The organism is Ruminococcus sp. B05, assembly GCF_003628495.1.
Lineage (GTDB): Bacteria > Bacillota > Clostridia > Lachnospirales > Lachnospiraceae > Schaedlerella > Schaedlerella hominis.
Map to the genome: position 1 here is coordinate 1 of NZ_RBZR01000018.1, position 21,756 is coordinate 21,756.

General features: G+C 41.1%; 18 protein-coding genes and 2 tRNA genes. All 20 read left to right on the forward strand.

What is annotated here, in order from left to right; all coding sequences use genetic code 11:
* Positions 1-171 precede the first annotated feature (171 nt).
* The 20 genes from spoVT to D8Q48_RS12525 all read left to right on the forward strand — a co-directional run bounded on the left by spoVT (position 172) and on the right by D8Q48_RS12525 (position 21,739).
* Entirely contained in the window at positions 172-717 is a 546-nt protein-coding gene (spoVT, locus tag D8Q48_RS12430) for a stage V sporulation protein T (RefSeq protein WP_117991576.1), read from the forward strand.
* 79 nt (positions 718-796) lie between these two features.
* On the forward strand, positions 797-1,183 hold the full coding sequence (locus D8Q48_RS12435) for a TIGR04086 family membrane protein (protein WP_121056660.1): 387 nt from the start codon (positions 797-799) through the stop codon (positions 1,181-1,183).
* 124 nt (positions 1,184-1,307) lie between these two features.
* Complete coding sequence (scfA, locus tag D8Q48_RS12440) at positions 1,308-1,451, forward strand: six-cysteine ranthipeptide SCIFF (RefSeq protein WP_008369659.1); 144 nt, start codon at positions 1,308-1,310, stop codon at positions 1,449-1,451.
* Between the two features lie 131 nt (positions 1,452-1,582).
* Positions 1,583-3,004 (forward strand): thioether cross-link-forming SCIFF peptide maturase, encoded by a 1,422-nt coding sequence (scfB, locus tag D8Q48_RS12445; protein ID WP_121056662.1) that lies wholly within the window; start codon positions 1,583-1,585, stop codon positions 3,002-3,004.
* Positions 2,991-5,255 carry a protein translocase subunit SecD gene (gene secD / locus D8Q48_RS12450; protein ID WP_117991586.1) on the forward strand — a complete coding sequence of 755 codons (2,265 nt, stop codon included), beginning with the start codon at positions 2,991-2,993 and terminating at the stop codon, positions 5,253-5,255. The genes scfB and secD overlap by 14 nt, the downstream gene beginning before the upstream one ends.
* Before the next feature lie 68 nt (positions 5,256-5,323).
* Entirely contained in the window at positions 5,324-7,045 is a 1,722-nt protein-coding gene (recJ, locus tag D8Q48_RS12455) for a single-stranded-DNA-specific exonuclease RecJ (RefSeq protein ID WP_117991589.1), read from the forward strand.
* Between the two features lie 119 nt (positions 7,046-7,164).
* Complete coding sequence (locus D8Q48_RS12460) at positions 7,165-9,468, forward strand: bifunctional (p)ppGpp synthetase/guanosine-3',5'-bis(diphosphate) 3'-pyrophosphohydrolase (RefSeq protein ID WP_121056664.1); 2,304 nt, start codon at positions 7,165-7,167, stop codon at positions 9,466-9,468.
* Between the two features lie 69 nt (positions 9,469-9,537).
* The gene (locus tag D8Q48_RS12465) at positions 9,538-10,158 is read left to right on the forward strand and encodes an MBL fold metallo-hydrolase (RefSeq protein ID WP_121056666.1); all 621 of its coding nucleotides are present in this window, start codon (positions 9,538-9,540) and stop codon (positions 10,156-10,158) included.
* Positions 10,159-10,202: 44 nt separating this feature from the next.
* Complete coding sequence (hemZ, locus tag D8Q48_RS12470) at positions 10,203-11,639, forward strand: coproporphyrinogen dehydrogenase HemZ (RefSeq protein ID WP_121056668.1); 1,437 nt, start codon at positions 10,203-10,205, stop codon at positions 11,637-11,639.
* A 149-nt stretch (positions 11,640-11,788) separates the two neighbouring features.
* Positions 11,789-13,039, forward strand: coding sequence for a histidine--tRNA ligase (hisS, locus tag D8Q48_RS12475; RefSeq protein ID WP_118737774.1), 1,251 nt, complete (start codon positions 11,789-11,791; stop codon positions 13,037-13,039).
* Between the two features lie 32 nt (positions 13,040-13,071).
* The gene (gene aspS, locus D8Q48_RS12480; protein WP_117991601.1) at positions 13,072-14,871 is read left to right on the forward strand and encodes an aspartate--tRNA ligase; all 1,800 of its coding nucleotides are present in this window, start codon (positions 13,072-13,074) and stop codon (positions 14,869-14,871) included.
* A gap of 103 nt (positions 14,872-14,974) precedes the next feature.
* Positions 14,975-15,047, forward strand: a tRNA-Gly gene (locus D8Q48_RS12485).
* A gap of 72 nt (positions 15,048-15,119) precedes the next feature.
* Entirely contained in the window at positions 15,120-15,788 is a 669-nt protein-coding gene (locus D8Q48_RS12490) for an HAD family phosphatase (RefSeq protein WP_121056670.1), read from the forward strand.
* A gap of 96 nt (positions 15,789-15,884) precedes the next feature.
* Positions 15,885-15,957, forward strand: a tRNA-Gly gene (locus D8Q48_RS12495).
* Positions 15,958-16,209: 252 nt separating this feature from the next.
* Positions 16,210-17,493, forward strand: coding sequence for a homoserine dehydrogenase (locus D8Q48_RS12500; RefSeq protein WP_121056672.1), 1,284 nt, complete (start codon positions 16,210-16,212; stop codon positions 17,491-17,493).
* A gap of 235 nt (positions 17,494-17,728) precedes the next feature.
* Entirely contained in the window at positions 17,729-18,577 is an 849-nt protein-coding gene (gene thyA / locus D8Q48_RS12505) for a thymidylate synthase (RefSeq protein WP_022074442.1), read from the forward strand.
* A 13-nt stretch (positions 18,578-18,590) separates the two neighbouring features.
* Entirely contained in the window at positions 18,591-19,079 is a 489-nt protein-coding gene (locus D8Q48_RS12510) for a dihydrofolate reductase (RefSeq protein WP_117991610.1), read from the forward strand.
* 46 nt (positions 19,080-19,125) lie between these two features.
* Positions 19,126-20,157: a metal ABC transporter substrate-binding protein gene (locus D8Q48_RS12515; RefSeq protein ID WP_243116294.1), complete on the forward strand. Its 1,032-nt coding sequence runs from the start codon at positions 19,126-19,128 to the stop codon at positions 20,155-20,157.
* On the forward strand, positions 20,157-20,924 hold the full coding sequence (locus D8Q48_RS12520; RefSeq protein ID WP_121056674.1) for a metal ABC transporter ATP-binding protein: 768 nt from the start codon (positions 20,157-20,159) through the stop codon (positions 20,922-20,924). Before D8Q48_RS12515 ends, D8Q48_RS12520 begins: the two co-directional genes overlap by 1 nt.
* The gene (locus tag D8Q48_RS12525) at positions 20,921-21,739 is read left to right on the forward strand and encodes a metal ABC transporter permease (protein ID WP_117991614.1); all 819 of its coding nucleotides are present in this window, start codon (positions 20,921-20,923) and stop codon (positions 21,737-21,739) included. Before D8Q48_RS12520 ends, D8Q48_RS12525 begins: the two co-directional genes overlap by 4 nt.
* The last annotated feature ends 17 nt before the right edge of the window (positions 21,740-21,756 follow it).

A 21,756-nucleotide genomic window follows, 5' to 3' on the forward strand; every position in this document is an offset into this window, starting at 1 on the left:
GAGTTTAGTGGCTTTTTTACGCGTAAAAAAGCCACTAAACTCCGTCCCCAACCGGCACTCGTCCCCAACTGGCACTTTTGACTTGTGTATAAAACCTCCAATATTTCCACATACTATCCATACAACGCAGAATATGGAAATATAGGTATAATACAGGAGGTTTATAGATGTATGAAGGCAACAGGAATTGTACGGAGAATTGATGATCTTGGAAGGATTGTGATTCCGAAGGAGATAAGGAGAACACTTAGAATCAGGGAAGGAGACCCTCTGGAAATATTTACGGATAGAGAGGGAGATGTGATATTGAAGAAATATTCTCCGATTGGGGAGCTTGGGATTGTGGCGAAGCAATATGCGGAAAGTTTGTCGAATGTTTTAAATTGTATAGTATGTATCACAGATCATGACCAGATTGTAGCGGCAGCGGGGAATGGGAAGAAGGAGTTTGAGGAACAATATATTAGTAAGATGTTGGGAGAGCAGCTTCAAAAAAGGGAAGTGCTTCTGGCTGTGCCGGGGGAAAGGAAGTTCGTTATGGTAGTGGACAAAATGAGCGAGTATGAAGGGGAAGCAATCTGTCCGATATTGTGTAACGGAGATGTTATCGGCGGGGTTGTATTTCTAAATCGCGATAAAAAACGTAAATTTGGGGAAATGGAGCAAAAGCTTATAGAATGTGCTGCCAGATTTTTAGGAATGCAGATGGAGCAGTAAAAATGTACTGGATCATTACCGGCCGACATATAATGTATAAGAATGCATAGCATAGAATTACAGGTGTGGAGGTGTGGGAATGGAGAATCGTAAGGATCAAAAACCAGATATACAAAAAGAAGCAGTGTGGATATTAAAGTCACTTTTGGGTGCATATGTAGTGACGGGAATCCTGCTGCTTCTTTTGGCGTTGTTTGTCTATAAATTGAATCTAGAAGAGAAGCAGGTGACTGTTGCGGTGATGGCAATTTATCTGGTATCAACATTTGTAGGTGGATTTATGATTGGAAAATGGAATCGGGTACAAAAGTTTTTGTGGGGAATGATTGTTGGAGCAGGTTATTTTATTTTACTATTGTTTGTCTCTTTCGGTATATATCATTCATTGAAAAACAGTGGGGGAAATGTAATTACTACGATGTTTTTGTGCATTGGAGGGGGATTGCTTGGAGGAATGCTGGCGTAAATGGAAGTTACGAAAACCATAAGAAATTATGAAAAAACTCTTTTAAATCCAACGCCATTGTGGTATAATCCTATGAAGTGAATGTATAACTGCCAAAGAGCAGAAATAGTAGGAGGAGATAACGATGAAACATATCAAAACATTGAATACTCAGACATTGAACAATACAGTGAAAAAAGGTGGATGTGGAGAATGCCAGACATCATGTCAGTCTGCTTGCAAGACTTCTTGTACAGTAGGAAACCAGACATGTGAGCACAGCAAATAATTCGAATCCATTGAGAGAAAGATGTGTGAGATACACATTTGCAGCGTAGGTGATACGCGAGATGGCAAGGCAGCGGCCTTAGGTCGCTGCCTTTAATATGTTAGGATAATAATAGAAAGCGAGGTATCATTGTGATACATCAGTACCAAAATAATGGATATAACATTGTTCTTGATGTGAATAGTGGTTCTGTTCATGTTGTGGATCAGGAAGCGTATGATGTCATTGCCTGTCTGGAGGCAGAGAATACATTTCATACTCCGGATACGCTGAAAAGCGAAGAGACATTTGCACATTTGAAAGAAGAACTTGGAAACAAGTATTCAGAAGACGAGCTGAAGGAGATTCTGGAGGCTGTTATTGAACTGACAGAGGCAGGTCAGTTATTTACAAGAGATATTTACGAAGCTTATATTGGGGAAGTTAAGAAGAGAAAGACCGTTGTAAAAGCATTGTGCCTTCATATAGCACATGACTGTAATCTGGCTTGTAAGTATTGTTTCGCAGAAGAAGGCGAATATCATGGAAGAAGAGCGCTGATGTCTTATGAAGTAGGTAAGAAGGCGTTGGATTTCCTGATTGCGAATTCAGGAAGCAGAAGAAATCTGGAAGTCGATTTCTTTGGTGGAGAGCCTCTTATGAACTGGCAGGTTGTAAAAGACCTGGTTGCTTACGGAAGAGAGCTTGAGAAACAGTATGATAAGCATTTCCGCTTTACTCTGACAACAAACGGTGTCCTGCTCAACGATGAAGTTCAGGAATTTGTTAACAAAGAGATGGACAACGTTGTAATGAGTCTGGATGGAAGAAAAGAAATCCATGACCATATGCGTCCATTTAGAAATGGAAAGGGAAGCTACGATCTGGTCGTTCCAAAGTACCAGAAGTTAGCAGACAGCAGAAATCAAGAGAAGTATTACATCAGAGGAACATTTACAAGAAATAATCTGGACTTCTCAGAAGACGTAATGCATTTTGCTGATTTAGGATTCAAACAGATTTCTATCGAGCCTGTAGTTGGTGACGATACAGAAGATTATGCAATCCAGAAAGAGGATCTGCCACAGATTTTTAACGAGTATGATAAGCTGGCGAAGATGATGGTGGAAAGGGAGCGTTCAGGAAAAGGATTTAATTTCTTCCACTTTATGCTTGATCTGGAAGGCGGTCCTTGTGTGGCAAAGCGTTTGTCGGGATGTGGTTCAGGAACAGAATATCTGGCAGTTACTCCATGGGGAGATCTTTACCCATGTCATCAGTTTGTAGGTCAGGAAGAGTTCCTGATGGGAAATGTTGACGAGGGTATTACAAAACCTGAGATTGCAGATGAGTTCCGCGGATGTAGTGTTTATTCTAAGGAAAGCTGTAAGAATTGTTTTGCAAGATTCTACTGCAGCGGTGGATGCATGGCAAATTCATATAAGTTCCATAACACGATCAATGATACATATGAAGTGAGCTGTGAGATGGAAAGAAAGAGAGTCGAATGTGCAATCATGATTAAGGCTGCGTTAGCAGATGAAGAAAGGATGGAAGGACATGAAGAAGCGTAAAGGGATCCTGAGTCTGATCGCAATCGTAGCATTGATGGCACTTCTCGGTGTGACTACAACGATTGGTCTTGGAAAAGGACATTCCGGAGCGGCTAAGAATATTAATCTTGGTCTTGATCTGGAAGGTGGTGTCAGCATCACTTATCAGGTAAAAGGTGATACTCCGTCAGATAAGGATATGGCGGATACGATTTATAAGCTTCAGAAACGTGTGGAGCAGTATAGTACAGAGGCAAGTGTTTACCAGGAAGGTGATAACCGAATCAGTATCGAGATTCCTGGTGTGACAGATGCCAATAAGATTTTAGATGAACTTGGACAGCCTGGTTCTTTGTATTTTATCGCACAGAAAGGAAGCGATGGTTCAGAAAACTATACTAGAGTTGGCACTACAGGCGATGCAGGAACAGATTTCCAGCTTAATAAGACGATTGAAGAACTGCAGGAAGATGGTTCTATTGTGCTGACAGGATCTGATGTGAAAACAGCTACGGCAGGTGCATATACAGACAGTACAACAGGTTCAAAGGAAAATGTTGTTGACCTTGAGTTTACAAAAGAAGGTACAGAGAAATTTGCAGAAGCTACTAAAGTTGCAAAAGAGGCAGGACAGAGTATCGGTATTTATTATGATGGAGCATTTGTCAGTGTGCCGAATGTAAAAGCAGTTATTTCTGATGGACGTGCCCAGATTTCAGGAAGCATGTCTTATGAAGAAGCTGACCAGCTTGCATCTACAATCCGTATCGGTGGATTAAATCTGGAACTGGAAGAGCTGCGTTCTAACGTTGTAGGAGCACAGCTTGGTGAAGAAGCAATCAGCTCAAGTTTGAAGGCCGGTGCAATCGGTCTGGCAATTGTATTTGTATTTATGTGCTGCGTATACCTGCTTCCGGGTTTTGCTGCAGGTCTTGCACTGTTGATCTATACAGGTCTGGTACTGGTAGCACTGAATGCATTTGACATTACTTTGACATTGCCTGGTATCGCAGGTATCATCCTTGGTATCGGTATGGCGGTAGATGCGAACGTTATTATTTTCGCACGTGTGAAGGAAGAACTTTCATCGGGAAAATCTGTAAAAGCTTCGTTAAATGCCGGATTCCAGAAAGCAATGTCTGCAATTTTGGATGGTAATATTACAACCCTGATCGCTGCTGCTGTATTATGGCTTAGAGGTAGCGGTACTGTAAAAGGATTTGCACAGACATTGGCACTTGGTATCGTGCTGTCTATGTTTACTGCTTTGGTAATTACAAAAGTAATTGTATATTCGTTCTATGCAATCGGAATCCGTAATCCAAAAGTATACGGACGTGTAAAGGAAGAGAGAAAACCAATCAACTTCCTCGGAAAGAAAAAGATTTTCTTTACAATTTCAATTGCACTTATCGTGCTTGGATTTGTTGCAATCGGTGTAAACGAAGGAAAAGGAAATGGCGCGCTCAACTACAGTCTTGAGTTTATGGGTGGTACATCATCTACAGTGACATTTGATAAGGATTATACATTGGAAGAAATCGACCAGAATATCGTTCCATTGATTGAAGATGCTGTCGGAGATAAGAATGTTCAGGTTCAGAAAGTACAGGATTCTAATCAGGTAATCTTTAAGACACAGACATTGAATCTGGAAAAACGTGAGGCATTTAATAAAGTAATGGCTGATAACTTTGGTGTGGATGAGAATGAGATCGCAACAGAGAATATCAGTTCTACAGTAAGCTCAGAGATGAGAAGAGATGCCATTGTAGCAGTTATCATTGCAACAATCTGTATGCTGCTTTATATCTGGTTTAGATTTAAAGATGTGCGTTTCGCAACAAGTGCAGTGTTGGCATTGCTCCATGATGTGCTGATCGTATTAGGCTTCTATGCGATTGCGAGAGTATCGGTAGGTAATACATTTATCGCATGTATGCTGACAATCGTCGGATATTCAATCAATGCGACAATCGTTATTTTCGACCGTATCCGTGAGGAGCTGAAAACAAAGAAACGCGGAACACAGCTGGATGAGCTGGTAAATAAATGTATTACTTTGACATTGACACGAAGTGTTTATACATCACTTACTACATTTGTTATGGTAGCTGTTTTATATATCATGGGTGTAAGCTCTATTCGTGAATTTGCCCTTCCTCTGATGGTTGGTATTATTTGTGGTGCTTATTCTTCTGTATGTATTACAGGTGCACTTTGGTATGTAATGAAAACAAAAATCGGTGTTAAGAAGGCAGAAAGAAAATAGAAAATGATAAAAGGGATAGGCATGAGTTTCGTGTCTGTCCTTTTTTGAAAATGAAAAGGGGACGGAAGATGGAGAAGTGGTTTGTGACGATGAAGAAGGCGGATTTTTATCAGATTGGTGAAATGTTTCAGATTTCTCCCATTCTTGCACGCCTGATCCGAAATCGTGAGATGGTAACAAAGGATGAAATCGAGTTTTATCTAAATGGAACGATAGCCGATCTGTATGATGGAATGTTAATGAAAGATATGGATAAGGCAGTCACAATATTAAAAGAAAAAATCCAGGCAAATGAGCCGATCCGTGTAATAGGAGACTATGATATTGACGGTGTCAATGCGACATACATTTTACAGGAAGGAATCTCGAATCTTGGCGGGGATGTCGATACGGATATCCCGGACAGGATCAAGGATGGATATGGGCTGAATAAAGCGTTGATCGATCGTGCGATCGAAGATGGGATTGACACAATCATAACCTGCGACAATGGCATTGCGGCGATGGATGAAATCGCATATGGCAAACAGCAAGGCTTAACGATCATTGTGACAGATCATCATGAAGTACCTTATATAGATGTCGGGGACGGAAAAGAGTATTTATTACCACATGCAGATGCGGTGATAGACCCGCACAGGGAAGATTGTCCATATCCATTTAAAGGGCTGTGCGGGGCTGCGGTTTCTTATAAACTGATAGAAGCTCTTTATGGTGTGATGCAAAAGGATGCGGAAGATGTTGATTATTTGATGGAAAATGTTGCGATTGCGACGATTGGCGATGTGATGGATTTGACCGGAGAAAATCGCATTTTCGTAAAACAGGGATTAGAAATGCTTAAAAGAACGAGCAATGAAGGCTTGAAAGCATTGATGGAATGTACCGGTGTGCCGGTGGATTCTTTGAATGCGTATCACATCGGATTTGTGATTGGGCCATGCATCAACGCAGGCGGGCGTCTGGATACAGCGAAGAGAGCTTTGAATTTGTTAAATGCAAAGACAAGAAGAGAAGCGGTGATGCTTGCGGAAGATTTGAAAGCGCTCAATGACAGCCGAAAGGAAATGACAGAAAAAGGCGTGGAACAGGCGGTTGCTTTGATTGAAAATACTTCATTAAAAGAAGATAAGGTGCTGGTTGTCTATTTGCCGGACTGTCATGAAAGTATAGCCGGTATCATTGCGGGGCGTATCCGTGAGAAATATTATCGTCCGGTATTTGTGCTGACACAGGGCGAAGAGGATGTAAAGGGGTCCGGTCGCTCAATTGAGGCTTATAATATGTTTGAAGAAATGAATAAATGCAGGGCATTGTTTACAAAATTCGGAGGACATAAGCTGGCAGCCGGATTATCTTTGAAAGAAGAAAATGTGGAACGATTCCGCGAGTCGATCAATGAATGTGCAAATCTGACAGAGGATGATCTGACAGAAAAAATTTCGATTGACATGCAGCTCCCACTTCGATATGTGAACGAAAGTCTGATTCAGGAGCTGGAGCTTTTGGAACCATTTGGCAAGGGAAATCCAAAACCATTATTTGCAGAGAAAAATCTGAAGGTGATCGATCCTCGTATTATCGGAAAGAATAAAAACGTATTGAAATTCAAGGTGCAGGACAAAGACGGATATGAAATGGATGCGATCTGTTTTGGTGATGTAGAAGGATGCCTGGAAACGATTGAGCAAAGTGAAACGATGGCATTTACTTATTATCCATCGATCAATGAATTTCGAGGTGAGAGAACGATTCAAATGGTAGTTCAGAATTATAATCCTTCAAAGTAAGCTTTGACTTAAAAAGCGCTTGATAAGCTGGAAAAAACAGATTATTTACAATTTTGAAAAAAATGCTATACTATTTACATATATGCATATTACAAATGAGAACAAAAGGGGGAATTTTGATGGCAGGGACATTAGAATATCAATTATTGAATAAAAATTTGGAGATTGTTGATAGTCATGCCGTCAAAAATCCGGAAGATTATCAAGACCCGGAAAAGTTATATCAGGCATTGATCGCCAGAGTGACCAAATATCATCCGTCTGCCGATATTTCATTGATTGAAAAGGCCTATAAGATTGCGAGTGAAGCACATAAGGAGCAGTTTAGAAAGTCAGGAGAACCCTACATCATTCATCCTTTGTGGGTAGGGATCATACTGGCAGACCTTGAGATGGATAAAGAGACGATCGTTGCAGGAATGCTTCATGATGTCGTGGAAGATACCGTGATGACACTGGATGATATTACGAGAGAATTCGGCTCAGAGGTGGCTCTTCTTGTAGATGGTGTTACAAAGCTGGGACAATTGTCTTATTCGAAAGATAAACTGGAAGTTCAGGCAGAGAACCTGCGTAAGATGTTTCTGGCTATGGCTAAGGATATCCGTGTCATTATTATCAAACTGGCAGACCGTCTGCATAATATGCGTACATTGGAATTTATGACACCGGAGAAGCAGCAGGAGAAGGCGCGCGAGACGATGGATATTTATGCACCGATCGCACAGCGTCTGGGTATTTCTAAGATTAAGATTGAGTTGGATGACCTTTCATTAAAGTATTCGAATCCACAAGTGTATTATCAGCTTGTAAGAGATCTCAATGAACGTAAGACAAAGCGCGAAGAATTTGTGCAACAGATTGTTGCAGAAGTGTCAAAACATATGGAGAATGCAAACATCAAAGCGAAGGTATACGGAAGAGTAAAGCATTTCTTCAGCATTTATAAGAAGATGGTAAATCAGAACAAGACATTGGATCAGATTTATGATTTGTTTGCGGTTCGTATTATCGTTGACACAGTAAAGGACTGTTATGCAGCTTTGGGTGTGATCCATGAGATGTATACACCGGTTCCGGGAAGATTTAAGGATTATATTGCGATGCCAAAGGCGAATATGTATCAGTCCCTTCATACGACTTTGATCGGACCATCCGGACAGCCGTTTGAGATTCAGATCCGTACAGAAGAGATGCACAAGACAGCTGAGTATGGTATTGCTGCTCATTGGAAATATAAAGAGAGCGGAGATGGAACGAAGGGTGTAGCAAAGAACCAGGAAGAAGAGAAGTTGAGCTGGCTGCGTCAGATTCTGGAGTGGCAGCGTGACATGTCAGATAACAGAGAATTTTTAAGTCTGTTGAAAGGTGATTTGGATCTCTTTACAGAAGACGTGTACTGCTTCACTCCGAACGGAGATGTGAAGAATCTGCCGAATGGCTCTACACCTGTGGATTTTGCGTATGCAATCCATAGTGCAGTGGGCAATAAGATGGTCGGAGCACGAGTGAATGGAAAGCTTGTAAACATTGATTATAAAATTCAGAATGGTGACCGTATTGAGATATTGACGTCACAGAATTCGAAGGGACCAAGCAGAGATTGGCTGAATATTGTAAAGAGTACACAGGCAAAGAGCAAGATCAACCAATGGTTTAAGAAAGAGTTTAAGGAAGAGAATATTGTTCGAGGACGAGAACTGATTGCAGCATATTGTAAGGCAAAAGCAATCAACCTGGCAGATGTCAGTAAGCCAAAATATTTACAGATCGTGCAGCAGAAATATGGATTCCGTGACTGGGAATCTGTATTGGCGGCAATTGGTCATGGAGGACTCAAAGAGGGACAGGTTGTGAACCGTTTGCTGGAAGAATATCAGAAGGATCACAAAAAAGAAATTACAGACGAGACGATTTTGGAGACATTATCAGGAGTGCCATCTCAGAAGGTTCATATTGCAAAATCGAAGAGTGGGATTATTGTCAAAGGAATCGATGATATGGCAGTGCGTTTTTCGAAATGCTGTAATCCGGTTCCGGGAGATGAGATTGTTGGTTTTGTAACCCGTGGTCGTGGTATGTCTATCCATCGTACAGATTGTGTGAATATGCTTCATTTGTCTGCGGCAGAGCGTGAACGTCTGATCGATGCTGAGTGGGAAGGCGCAGGTGATAATGGCGGTCAGTATCTTGCGGAGCTGAAGATGTATGCACATGACAGACAGGGGCTTTTGATGGATATTTCAAAGATATTTACAGAAGCAAAGCTGGATGTAAAATCTATGAATGTGCGTACAAGTAAAAAAGGAACAGCTACATTAGACATGGGATTTATCGTACATGGAAGAGATGAGCTGAACAGGGTTATCGACAAGCTCCGTCAGGTGGAAGGAGTACTGGATATCGAGAGAACTGCCAGCTAATAGAAAGGTGTAAACGCATGAACGCGAATCATTCAGAAAAATGAGGAGTAGTTTGTGCAGGAGGATAACATGAGAATTAAGAAATTTGTGATAGGCATGATTGGGACGAACTGCTATGTGGTAAGCAATGAGAATACAAAAGAGTGCTTTATTGTAGACCCGGCAGTTTGTGACAAGAATGTTATATCTTATATAGAAACAGAAGGATTGAGCTTGAAAGCAATCCTTCTGACACATGGACATTTTGACCATATTATGGGAATTGACGGTGTGCGGGAGAAGTTTCAGGTGCCGGTGTATGCGTCTGAGAAGGAACAAGAGATATTACAGGATGCAAGGCTGAATTTGTCTGCGGCATATGGCGGAGGATATACATTTTCTGATGCAACATATGTGCGTGATGGAGAAGAACTGGAGATTGCCGGCATGAAGATAAAAGTAATCGAGACGCCGGGACATACAGCTGGCGGATGCTGTTATTATATTGCAGAAGAAGAGGTGCTTTTTAGCGGTGACAGTTTGTTCTGCGCATCAATCGGGAGAACCGATTTTCCAACCGGAAGCAGTTCACAGCTTGTAAGAGCGGTGAGAGATAAACTGATCGTGCTACCGGAAGATACGATGGTTTATCCGGGACATATGGAAGAAACGACAATTGGATATGAGCGGAAACATAATCCGTTCATTTAAATGCTAAGATACGAATTGTTTAACAGGGGGCATTGATTAACAGAATGATTCAAATTCAATGTAAAGAAACATTATATACTTATAACTTATATCATATAACGAAAGCATTTTTCCCAAATGCGGAAATCAAACAATGTGTCGATGCAGAGCAAGAACCGTTGGTCCGGATTGAGCTGGATGACGGCTCTTGTTTTTTGCTGGATGCGAAGGAGTTTGAGGAAAATCAAAAGAAGGAAGATGCACAGGAAAAGAAAAAAATAGTAACGAAAATGGTGTACCGGTTTTTATCTGAAAAGACAGGGCAGGAGATGGCGTGGGGGATGCTTACCGGAGTTCGCCCGACAAAACTTGCAATGCACCAGATGGAAAATGGAATGAACGAAGCACAGGCAAAAGCATTTTTGCAGGAAGTGTATTGCGTGTCAGAGAAGAAAGCAGGGCTGGCTGTTGATATTGCATGCAGAGAGAAGGCATTGCTTAGCAAACTGGATTATCTAAATGGCTTCAGTTTGTATGTCGGGATTCCATTTTGCCCAAGCATCTGCTCTTATTGTTCATTTAGTTCTTCACCGATCGATGTGTGGAGTCCACGTATGGATGATTATCTGAAGGCACTTTGCATCGAGCTTCACCATATCGCAAAAGAGACAGAAGGAAAGACGCTCAATACGATTTATATCGGAGGAGGAACGCCGACAACTCTTACAGCCAAGCAGTTGGAAAAATTGTTAAATGTAGTTGACGAGTTATTCTTAAATGAAGAACGTGGCGCAGAGCTTTTGGAATATACGGTGGAAGCGGGAAGACCTGATAGTATTACGAAAGAAAAACTGGAAGTGATATGCAGGCATTCGGTGACACGTATTTCGGTCAATCCGCAGACAATGCAGCAGAAAACGTTGGATCTTGTTGGAAGAAAACATACCGTTCAGGCTGTGAAGGATATTTTCCACCTCGCAAGAGAGCTGGGATTTGACAACATTAATATGGACCTTATTGCAGGACTTCCGGGAGAAAACGCAGAAGATATGAGAGATACACTTCGCCAGATTGAAGAATTATCTCCAGATAGTCTGACAGTACATTCTCTGGCAATCAAACGTGCTGCCAGAATGGCACAGGAACAGCCGGTGAGAGATTTGCACACAGAAATCACAGAGATGGTAGAGGATGCGGCAAAAACGGCAGAAAAGCTTGGATTAGTTCCGTATTATTTATATAGACAGAAAAATATTGCAGGTAATTTCGAAAATGTCGGTTATGCAAAAGCCGATAAAGCAGGAATTTACAATATACTGATCATGGAAGAAAAACAAACTATTTATGCAGCCGGAGCAGGTGCAACAACAAAGATTGTGTTACCTGAAAAAATTAAGACAGAAAATGGGAAAGAAACAAATCTGATCCGTATAGAAAATGTAAAGAATATTGAAGCTTATATTGACCGTATTGATGAGATGATCAAACGGAAAAGCAATTGACATACTATAACACAAAAACTATAATAGTGAGAGGTGAAAGTAGGGGAATACCGGCAGTAAAGGCGAGATGAAGAGAAAAGTTGAAAGTCTTGTCTTTCTGCAGACAGACTCTTCAAGATATAGATTTTGATAAAAAGGAGAATAAATACATGGCATTAAAGAAGAAACCAGTTACAGGTATGAAGGACATGATGCCGGAAGAGATGGAAATCCGGGATTATGTGATTGGGTTGATCCAGGAGACTTACAAGTCATTTGGATTTTCCAGAATTGAGACACCATGTGTAGAACATATTGAGAACCTTTGCAGTAAGCAGGGTGGAGACAATGAAAAATTGATCTTCAAGATTTTAAAACGTGGTGAGAAACTGAAGATCGATCAGGCAAAAGAAGAGATCGACTTGGTAGATGGTGGACTTCGTTATGACTTAACTGTTCCGCTTTCAAGATATTATTCCAATAATGCAAATGAATTGCCGGCACCATTTAAGGCACTTCAGATGGGAAATGTATGGAGAGCTGACCGTCCGCAGAGAGGACGTTTCCGTCAGTTTATGCAGTGCGATATTGATATTTTGGGCGAGCCATCTAATCTGGCTGAGATTGAGCTGATCCTGGCAACATCTACATTGCTTGGAAAACTTGATTTCCATAACTTTACAATCCGTATCAATGACCGCCGATTCTTAAAAGCAATGGCTGCATACAGCGGATTTGAAGAGAAGGATTATGACAGCGTATTCATTACTCTGGATAAGATGGACAAGATTGGTCTGGATGGGGTTCAGAAGGAGTTAGAGGAAAATGGCTATGCGAAAGAATCAGTCGAAAAATATCTCCAGATTTTTAAAGAGATTACGAACGATGTCGAGGGCGTACGCTGGTGTAAAGAGAAACTGGCTGGGTATCTCCCGGAAGAAGCGGCACAGTCGCTGGAGATGATCATTACAAGTGTAGAAAGTGCGAAAGAGGCTGAGTTTAAGATGAGCTTTGACCCAACACTTGTAAGAGGTATGTCTTATTATACAGGAACAATTTTTGAGATTTCAATGGACGAGTTCGGCGGTTCTGTCGGAGGCGGCGGACGCTATGATGAGATGATCGGTAAGTTTACCGGTCAGGATACACCGGCGGTTGGATTTTCAATTGGATTTGAGCGTATTGTTATGCTGCTTTTGGAACGTGGATACAAGATCCCGACAACGAAGGTGAAAAAAGCATATTTGCTTGAGAAGAAGCTTCCACAGGAAAAAATCCTGGAAGTATTAGAGGCTGCAAAAGCTGAGCGTGCTGCGGGAAAACAGATCATGCTTTTGAATATGAAGAAGAATAAGAAATTCCAGAAAGAGCAGCTTCAGCAGCAGGGATATGAAGAAATTGTAGAAGTTTTCAACAGATAATATAAAAACGAAAAGAAAAGAGGAACAAAGTAATGGCAGAATCAATGCAGGGATTACATCGTACACATCGTTGTGGCGAGCTTTCTGCGGCTAATGTCGGAGAGACAGTTACAATTATGGGATGGGTTCAGAAGAATCGTAATAAAGGAGGTCTTGTATTCGTTGATGTACGTGACCGTTCAGGAATTATTCAGGTGGTATTTGAAGATGGTTCATGTGATGCGGATTTAATTGCAAGAGCAGCAAGTCTTCGTTCTGAATATGTAGTAGCAATTGTAGGTAAGGTTGAAAAACGTTCAGGTGCAGTGAATGAGAATCTTGCAACAGGGGAGATTGAAGTAATTCCGGAACAGATGAGAATTTTATCTGAGTCCGAGACACCTCCGTTCCCAATTGAGGAGAACTCTAAAACAAAAGAGGACTTACGTTTGAAATATCGTTATCTGGACTTAAGAAGACCGGATCTTCAGCGCAATTTAATGATGAGAAGTAAGATTGCAACACTGACTCGTCAGTTCCTTGCAGATGAGGGATTTCTTGAGATTGAAACACCAATCCTTGGTAAGACTACACCGGAAGGAGCAAGAGATTATCTTGTACCTAGCCGTATTCATCCAGGAAGCTTCTATGGACTTCCACAGTCACCACAGCTGTACAAACAGCTTTTGATGTGTTCTGGATATGATCGTTATTTCCAGATTGCAAAATGTTTCCGTGACGAGGATTTACGTGCAGACAGACAGCCTGAATTTACACAGATCGATATGGAGCTTTCTTTTGTAGATGAAGAAGATGTTATGAGTATCAATGAAAGACTTCTTGCTAAATTATTTAAAGAGGTTCTTGATATTGATGTAGAGCTTCCAATTCAGAGAATGACATGGCAGGAAGCAATGGATCGTTTCGGTTCTGATAAACCGGATATCCGTTTTGGTATGGAACTTGTAAATGTGACAGAGACAGTAAAAGACAGTGAATTTGTTGTATTTAAAGGCGCTATTGAGAATGGCGGAACTGTTCGTGGTATCAACGCCAAAGGTCAGGGCTCAATGCCTCGTAAGAAGATTGATAAGCTTGTAAGTTTTGCAAAAGATTATGGCGCAAAAGGACTTGCTTACATCGCAATCCAGGAAGACGGAACTGTAAAATCTTCATTTGCTAAATTTATGAGCGAAGAAGAGATGCAGAATCTGATCAAAGCAATGGACGGAGAAAACGGAGACCTTCTTCTTTTTGCAGCAGACAAGAATAAGGTTGTATGGGATGTTTTGGGTGCATTACGTCTGGAACTTGCCCGTCAGTTAGAACTTTTGGATAAGAATGAATACAAATTCCTGTGGATCACAGAATTTCCACTTCTTGAGTGGAGCGAGGAACAGAATCGTTATACAGCAATGCATCATCCATTTACAATGCCGATGGAAGAAGACTGGCAGTATATCGATACAGATCCGGGACGTGTTCGTGCGAAAGCATACGATATTACATTGAATGGTAATGAGATTGGTGGAGGAAGTATTCGAATCCATCAGAACGATATTCAGGAGAAGATGTTTGAAGTACTTGGATTTACAAAAGAAGAGGCTTATCGTCAGTTCTCATTTTTGTTAGATGCATTTAAATACGGAGTACCGCCTCACGCCGGACTCGCTTATGGTCTGGACCGTCTGGTTATGCTGATGGCAAAAGTAGACAGCATTCGTGACGTAATGGCGTTCCCGAAAGTAAAAGATGCTTCATGCCTTATGACAAATGCACCGAGTCAGGCTGATGATAAACAGCTTGCTGAACTGGGGCTGGAGTTGAGACCGGAAGAAAGTGCTGAAGAATAAATAATAGAAAAATTTCGAAAAATATAAAAAAATAGAAAAATAGTGTTGACAGACGGAGAAAAGTCGTGTATAGTATATTTTGTTCTGACAAAGAACTATATATGCGACAGTGGCTCAGCTGGTAGAGTACGACCTTGCCAAGGTCGGGGTCGCGGGTTCGAACCCCGTCTGTCGCTCTCTTTTGAGGAGGAGTGATGCAACATGTTGCATTGCTTCTTTTTTTATAATATTTAGCGAGGGATTACAGGATGATAAAAGCAGTATTATTTGATATGGATGGCGTGATTTTTGATACAGAGCGTATCAACGCAAAAGGATGGAAGAAGGTAGCAGCGAGATATAAAATCACTTTGACAGATGAACGAATCGGAATGCTTCGAGGGAGAACTGCGGACGTGGCGAGAAATTTATTTCACGAATGGTTTGGAGACGAGGTGGATTATGATGAAGCAAGAGGTGCGAGATTAGAAATGCTGATGCAGCATTTGGACGAGCATGGAACACCGTTAAAGCCTGGTGTCAGAGAAATTTTTAGCTACTTAAAAGAAAATCATATAAAAACAGCACTTGCAACATCAACACAGAGGGAGCGAGTGGAAATGTATTTTGAAAAAGGAAATCTGCCACTGCAATTTGATGCGACAGTATGTGGACGCGAGGTTAAGAATGGTAAGCCTGCTCCGGATGTATTTTTGAAGGCGGCAGAATTGCTTGGCCTTAAGCCGGGAGAATGTCTTGTGATTGAAGATAGCTATAATGGGATACGTGCTGCAAATGCAGCGGGATGTCAGGTCGTTATGGTTCCGGATATGGACGAGCCGACCGAAGAAACAAAGGCAGTTTGTACACAAACATTGGAGTCTTTGCATGATGTAATCCGGTATTTAGATGAATTGAAGAAATTGTCAGAAAAATAAAGAAAAATTCAGATATAAAAAATGAAAAAAAGAGTTGACAATAGAGTATGTATCGTGTATAGTAGTTATTGTTCTGATGCAGAACAACTAACATATGCGACAGTGGCTCAGCTGGTAGAGTACGACCTTGCCAAGGTCGGGGTCGCGGGTTCGAACCCCGTCTGTCGCTCTCTTATTAAGGGCAATGCGAAAGCATTGCTCTTTTGTTTTGTGTGGAAGCATTGTAGCTGGTCACAGTTACTGTAAAAGAGCCAGAAAACCCCGTCCCGAACTGGCTCTCGATAACAACTTTTTAAAAATTGTACTAGAATTTTTAAAATACCTGTGTTACAATACACAAAATGCATTAGGGTAAAGTATTAAAGCATTAATGATTTTACAAGACCTTGCAAAGTATTTATAGTAGTCAGGAGAGGAAAACATGAATACAAAAAAGATAAAAGTAGCACTATTAGGAGTTGGTACAGTTGGTACTGGTGTATATAAATTAATCCAGCGTCGCGCTGATGTGATGGTTCGGACAATTGGAGCACAGATGGAAGTAAGCAAGATCCTTGTCCATAATCTGAACAAGCAACGTGAAGGTATCAATGCTTCACTTTTGACAGATAATTGGCAGGAGATTGTAAATGATCCGGAAATTCAGATTGTCGTAGAAGTGATGGGTGGAATCGAGCCGGCGAGAACGATGATACTTGAAGCATTGCATGCAGGAAAGCATGTTGTGACGGCAAACAAGGATCTCTTAGCTGCACATGGAAAAGAGTTGTTGGATGCTGCGGAAGAAAAGCATTGTGATTTGTTGTTTGAGGCGGCAGTGGCAGGCGGAATTCCAATTATCCGACCATTGAAGCAGTGTCTTGCGGGAAATGAGATCGATGAAGTGATCGGTATTGTAAATGGTACAACAAATTACATTTTAACAAAGATGTTTGAAGAGAACATGAGCTTTGAAGAAGCCCTGGCTAAGGCTACGGAGCTTGGATATGCGGAGGCTGATCCGACAGCAGATGTAGAAGGTCTGGATGCAGGACGTAAGGTTGCGATCATGGCATCAATCGCATTTCATTCAAGGGTTGTATTTGACGATGTCCATACAGAAGGAATCACAAAGATTACTTCAGATGATATTGCATATGCAAAAGAATTTGACAGCGTGATTAAATTACTTGGTGTTGCACATAATACTGAGGGCGGAATTGAAGTCGGGGTCTATCCGATGCTGTTGAATAAAGAACATCCTCTGGCATCCGTAAGAGATTCTTTTAATGCAGTATTTGTACATGGAGATGCAGTAGATGATGCAATGTTCTACGGACGTGGGGCAGGAGAACTTCCTACAGCAAGTGCAGTTATGGGAGATATCATTGATGTTGCCAGAAATATTGAGTATGGATGCAATGGTCGAATCAGTTGTACATGTTATAGAGAAACACCGATCAAAAAGTTTGATGAGGTAGAAAATAAGTTTTTCCTTCGTATGCAGGTGAAGAACCAGCCGGGGGTGCTGGCAAGTATTGCAACGGTATTTGGAAATCATGGCGTAAGTATTGCAAGAGTTGTTCAGAAGCATATAAAAGGCGATCAGGCCGAGCTTGTTATCGTAACAGATAAGGTGAGAGAAGATTATTTGAAAAATGCACTGGAACAGTTGAGAGATAGTGAAAATATTTTTGAAATCAGCAGTGTGATTCGAGAATATTAGGAGATTATAAAACTTAAGATAAATAAAGAATTTGCTTTGGATAAAAAAGGGGTTAGTTACAACAAACTTCTTCGTGAGATTTATTTACAAAAAGAAAAAACTGTGTTATAACTTAATATAGCAAGCTAGCGAATGTATAGCAACAAAAAGCTGCGCTCACAGAAAAACACCATAGCAAGTAGATGTTTTTCTGTGAGCCTTATTCATGTGAAGAGGCCAAAGGAGGAAGTTTATAATGAGTTATGCAGATAAAGTATTTATCGATATGTGTAAAGATATTATAGAGAACGGGACAAGTACAGAAGGTGAGAAAGTGCGTCCGGTGTGGGAGGACGGCACATCTGCTTATACGATTAAAAAGTTTGGTGTGGTGAATCGATATGATTTATCGAAAGAATTTCCGGCGCTGACGCTGAGAAGAACAGGAATTAAGAGTTGTACTGATGAGCTTTTATGGATCTGGCAGAAGAAGTCGAATAATATCCATGATTTGAACAGTCATATCTGGGACAGTTGGGCGGATGAGGATGGCTCAATCGGAAAAGCATACGGATATCAGATGCAGGTGAAACACCAGTATAAAGAAGGAATGATGGATCAGGTGGACCGCGTGATCTATGATTTGAAGAACAATCCGTACAGTCGTCGTATTATGACTAATATTTATGTACATCAGGATTTGCATGAGATGAATCTTTATCCATGTGCATACAGTATGACATTTAATGTAACAAAGGAAGCGGGAAGCGATAAGCTTACTTTGAATGGAATTCTCAACCAGCGTTCTCAGGATGTTCTGGCAGCAAATAATTGGAACGTTTGTCAGTATGCAGTTCTTTTACACATGCTGGCACAGGTTTGTGATATGAAGGTAGGAGAATTTGTACATGTCATTGCAGATGCACATATTTATGACAGACACGTGCCGCTTATCAAGGAATTGATATCAAGAGAGCCGCTTCCGGCACCGACATTCTGGTTAAATCCGGAAGTAAAAGATTTTTACGATTTCACACCGGATGATGTAAGACTGGATAATTATGAAACACATCCACAGATTAAAAATATTCCGATAGCAGTGTAGGAGGTTTTAGATAATGAATGCAATAGCAGCAGTAGATGCAAACTGGGCAATAGGAAATAAAAACAGACTTTTAACAAGTATTCCGGCGGATATGAAGTTCTTCAGAGAGAAGACAATGGGACATGTTGTTGTAATGGGAAGAAAAACTTTGGAAAGCTTCCCAAACGGGCTGCCTCTTAAGAACAGAGTTAATATCGTGTTGACAGCGAACCGTTCTTATAAAGTGAAAGATGCGGTTATCGTGCATACAAAAGAAGAATTGTTGGAAGAATTAAAAAAATATGATTCAAATGAGCTGTATGTAATCGGAGGAGGAAGCATTTACGAGATGCTGATCCCATATTGTGATACAGCGTATATCACAAAGATCGATCATGCATATGCAGCAGATACGTATTTCCCAAATCTGGATCAGATGGATGATTGGGAGATGACGGAGGTCAGTGAGGAGCAGACTTGTTTTGATTTGGAATATGTATTCGCAAAATATGAACGCAAATAATCAAAAAATAAATAAAAAGAAGAAAAGAAATTTTATATTCAGAGGTGTGAGTATACTCTGTACAATAGCATTTCTGGTCAGTGGATTATGCGGCTGTACAGCAGATGACAATGGAGAAGAAAATCATCCAAAAGACCAGAAGAAGCTTCGGGTCGTGACAACTATTTTCCCGCAGTACGATTTTGTACGGCAGATAGCGGGAGATAATGTGTCACTAACCATGCTTTTGAAACCAGGAGAGGAAACACATTCTTACGAACCAACACCACAGGATATCATTGCAATCCAGAATGCAGACTTGTTTATTTATGTCGGCGGAGAGAATGACGAGTGGGTGGAAGATATTTTGGAATCACCGGAGATGGAAGATGTGAAGAGACTTCGTCTGGTAGATTGTGTTGGAAATATTCTTGCAGAAGAGCATGTGGAAGGAATGAAGGAAGAGCGCGGGCATTCTCATGAAGATGAGGAAGAGGAGAGCCACGATGAAGAGGAACATTTTCTTCATTCTGCAGAAGAAACGGAAGAAGAGCATAATGAGCATGTACACACGATGGATGAGCATGTCTGGACATCACCGTGCAATGCGATTGACATTGTAGAGCATATCACAGAGGAATTATGTTCTTTGGATCCAGAGCATGGACAGACATATAAAGATAATGCAGAAGCGTATGAGACACAGTTGAAGGAACTGGATACATCGTTTCGCAATGTAGTGAAAAATGCGAAGAATCATACACTCTTGTTTGGAGACCGTTTCCCATTTCGATATTTTGCGGCAGAGTATGGACTGGATTATTATGCAGCATTTTCGGGTTGTGCATCAGATACAGAACCAAGTGCGGCAACGATGGCATTTCTGATTAATAAGGTTAAAGAAGAACATATCCCGGTCGTGCTGAAGATGGAGCTTAGTAATGATAATATTGCAAATGCGATTGCGGAGGCGTGTGATGTTCCGGTGAAAGTATTTTACAGCAGTCATAATATTAGTGCTAAGCAGTTTGAAGCGGGAGTAACTTATTTGGATTTAATGAAAGAAAATGTAGAAACGTTAAAGGAGGCTTTGAGATAATGGCTTTGATTCAATGTGAAAATATATCAATTGCATACGAAGGTCAGACAGTCATTGAGGATTTATCATTTCAGATGGATCAAGGGGATTATCTTTGTATTGTCGGGGAGAATGGTTCCGGAAAGAGTACTTTAGTCAAGAGTCTTTTGGGGTTAAAGAGTCCGTCGAAGGGGAAAATTATTTTCGGAGATGGATTGCTTCAAAGAGAGATTGGGTACCTTCCACAGCAAAATGATGTGCAGAAGGATTTTCCGGCAAGTGTGTATGAAGTAGTATTGTCAGGACGGTTAAATGGACGTGGTTTTCATCCATTTTACAAAGCAGAGGATAAGAGGCGGGCAAAAGAAAATATGCAGCTTTTAGGAATCGATGACCTTGCAAGAAGTTGTTTTCGAGATTTGTCCGGCGGACAGAAGCAGAGAGTTCTGCTCGCAAGAGCTTTGTGTGCGACAAAGAAGCTTCTTCTTCTGGATGAGCCGGTGACAGGACTTGATCCAATCGTGACAGCAGAGTTTTATCAACTGATCAAAGAGATAAATCAGAAGTCAGGGATTGCTGTTGTGATGGTCTCTCATGATATTGAAAGTGCACTTCGAGATGCAACACACATTTTACATTTGCAGGAAAATGCAAGGTTTTTCGGGACGACAGAGGATTATAAGAAGAGTGCTGTCGGCAGACAATATATTAAAAGTGGACAGATTGATGTTCAGGAAGCGGTAGTAGAGGAACGTCTGAAACAGATGAAAGGGGGAGATAAGTCATGAATACAATGATTGAGATGCTCTCCTATCCATTTATGGTGAGGGCGTTTACAGTAGGAATTCTGGTCTCTTTATGTTCCGCACTTTTGGGCGTGAGCCTGGTATTAAAGAGGTATTCGATGATAGGCGATGGCTTGTCGCATGTGGGATTTGGCGCACTGGCAGTTGCAGCAGCGTTAAATGTAGCACCGCTGGCGGTCGCAATTCCGGTCGTGATCATTGCGGCGATACTTCTTCTTAGGGTGAACAGTAGCAGTGTGCTCAAAGGTGATTCGGCGATTGCACTGATTTCCACCAGTGCACTTGCAATCGGTGTTATGGTAATATCCATGACAACAGGAATGAATACAGATGTTTACAATTACATGTTTGGAAGTATTCTGGCAATGAGTGCAGAGGATGTCCGCATGAGTGTGATTTTATCGGTAGTCGTATTATTGTTGTATATATTTTTCTATAATAAAATATTTGCGATTACATTTGATGAAATATTTGCAAAAGCAACAGGTGTGAAAGCTGATTTATATAATACATTGATTGCAGTTCTGACAGCTGTGACAATCGTGCTCGGAATGAGAATGATGGGAACATTGCTGATTTCCAGTCTGATCATATTTCCGGCACTTACATCTATGCGAGTCTGCAAGACGTTTCGAGGAGTGATTGTAAATTCAGCGATTATTTCTGTTGTGTGCTTCTGCATTGGCATTTCGGTGTCATACTTTTTTGCAACTCCGGCAGGAGCCAGTGTGGTTGTTGTAAATCTGGCATTTCTTGGTATTTATACAATAATAGGATTTATCAGACAGCGAAAATAACGTTTGCAAACAGGACG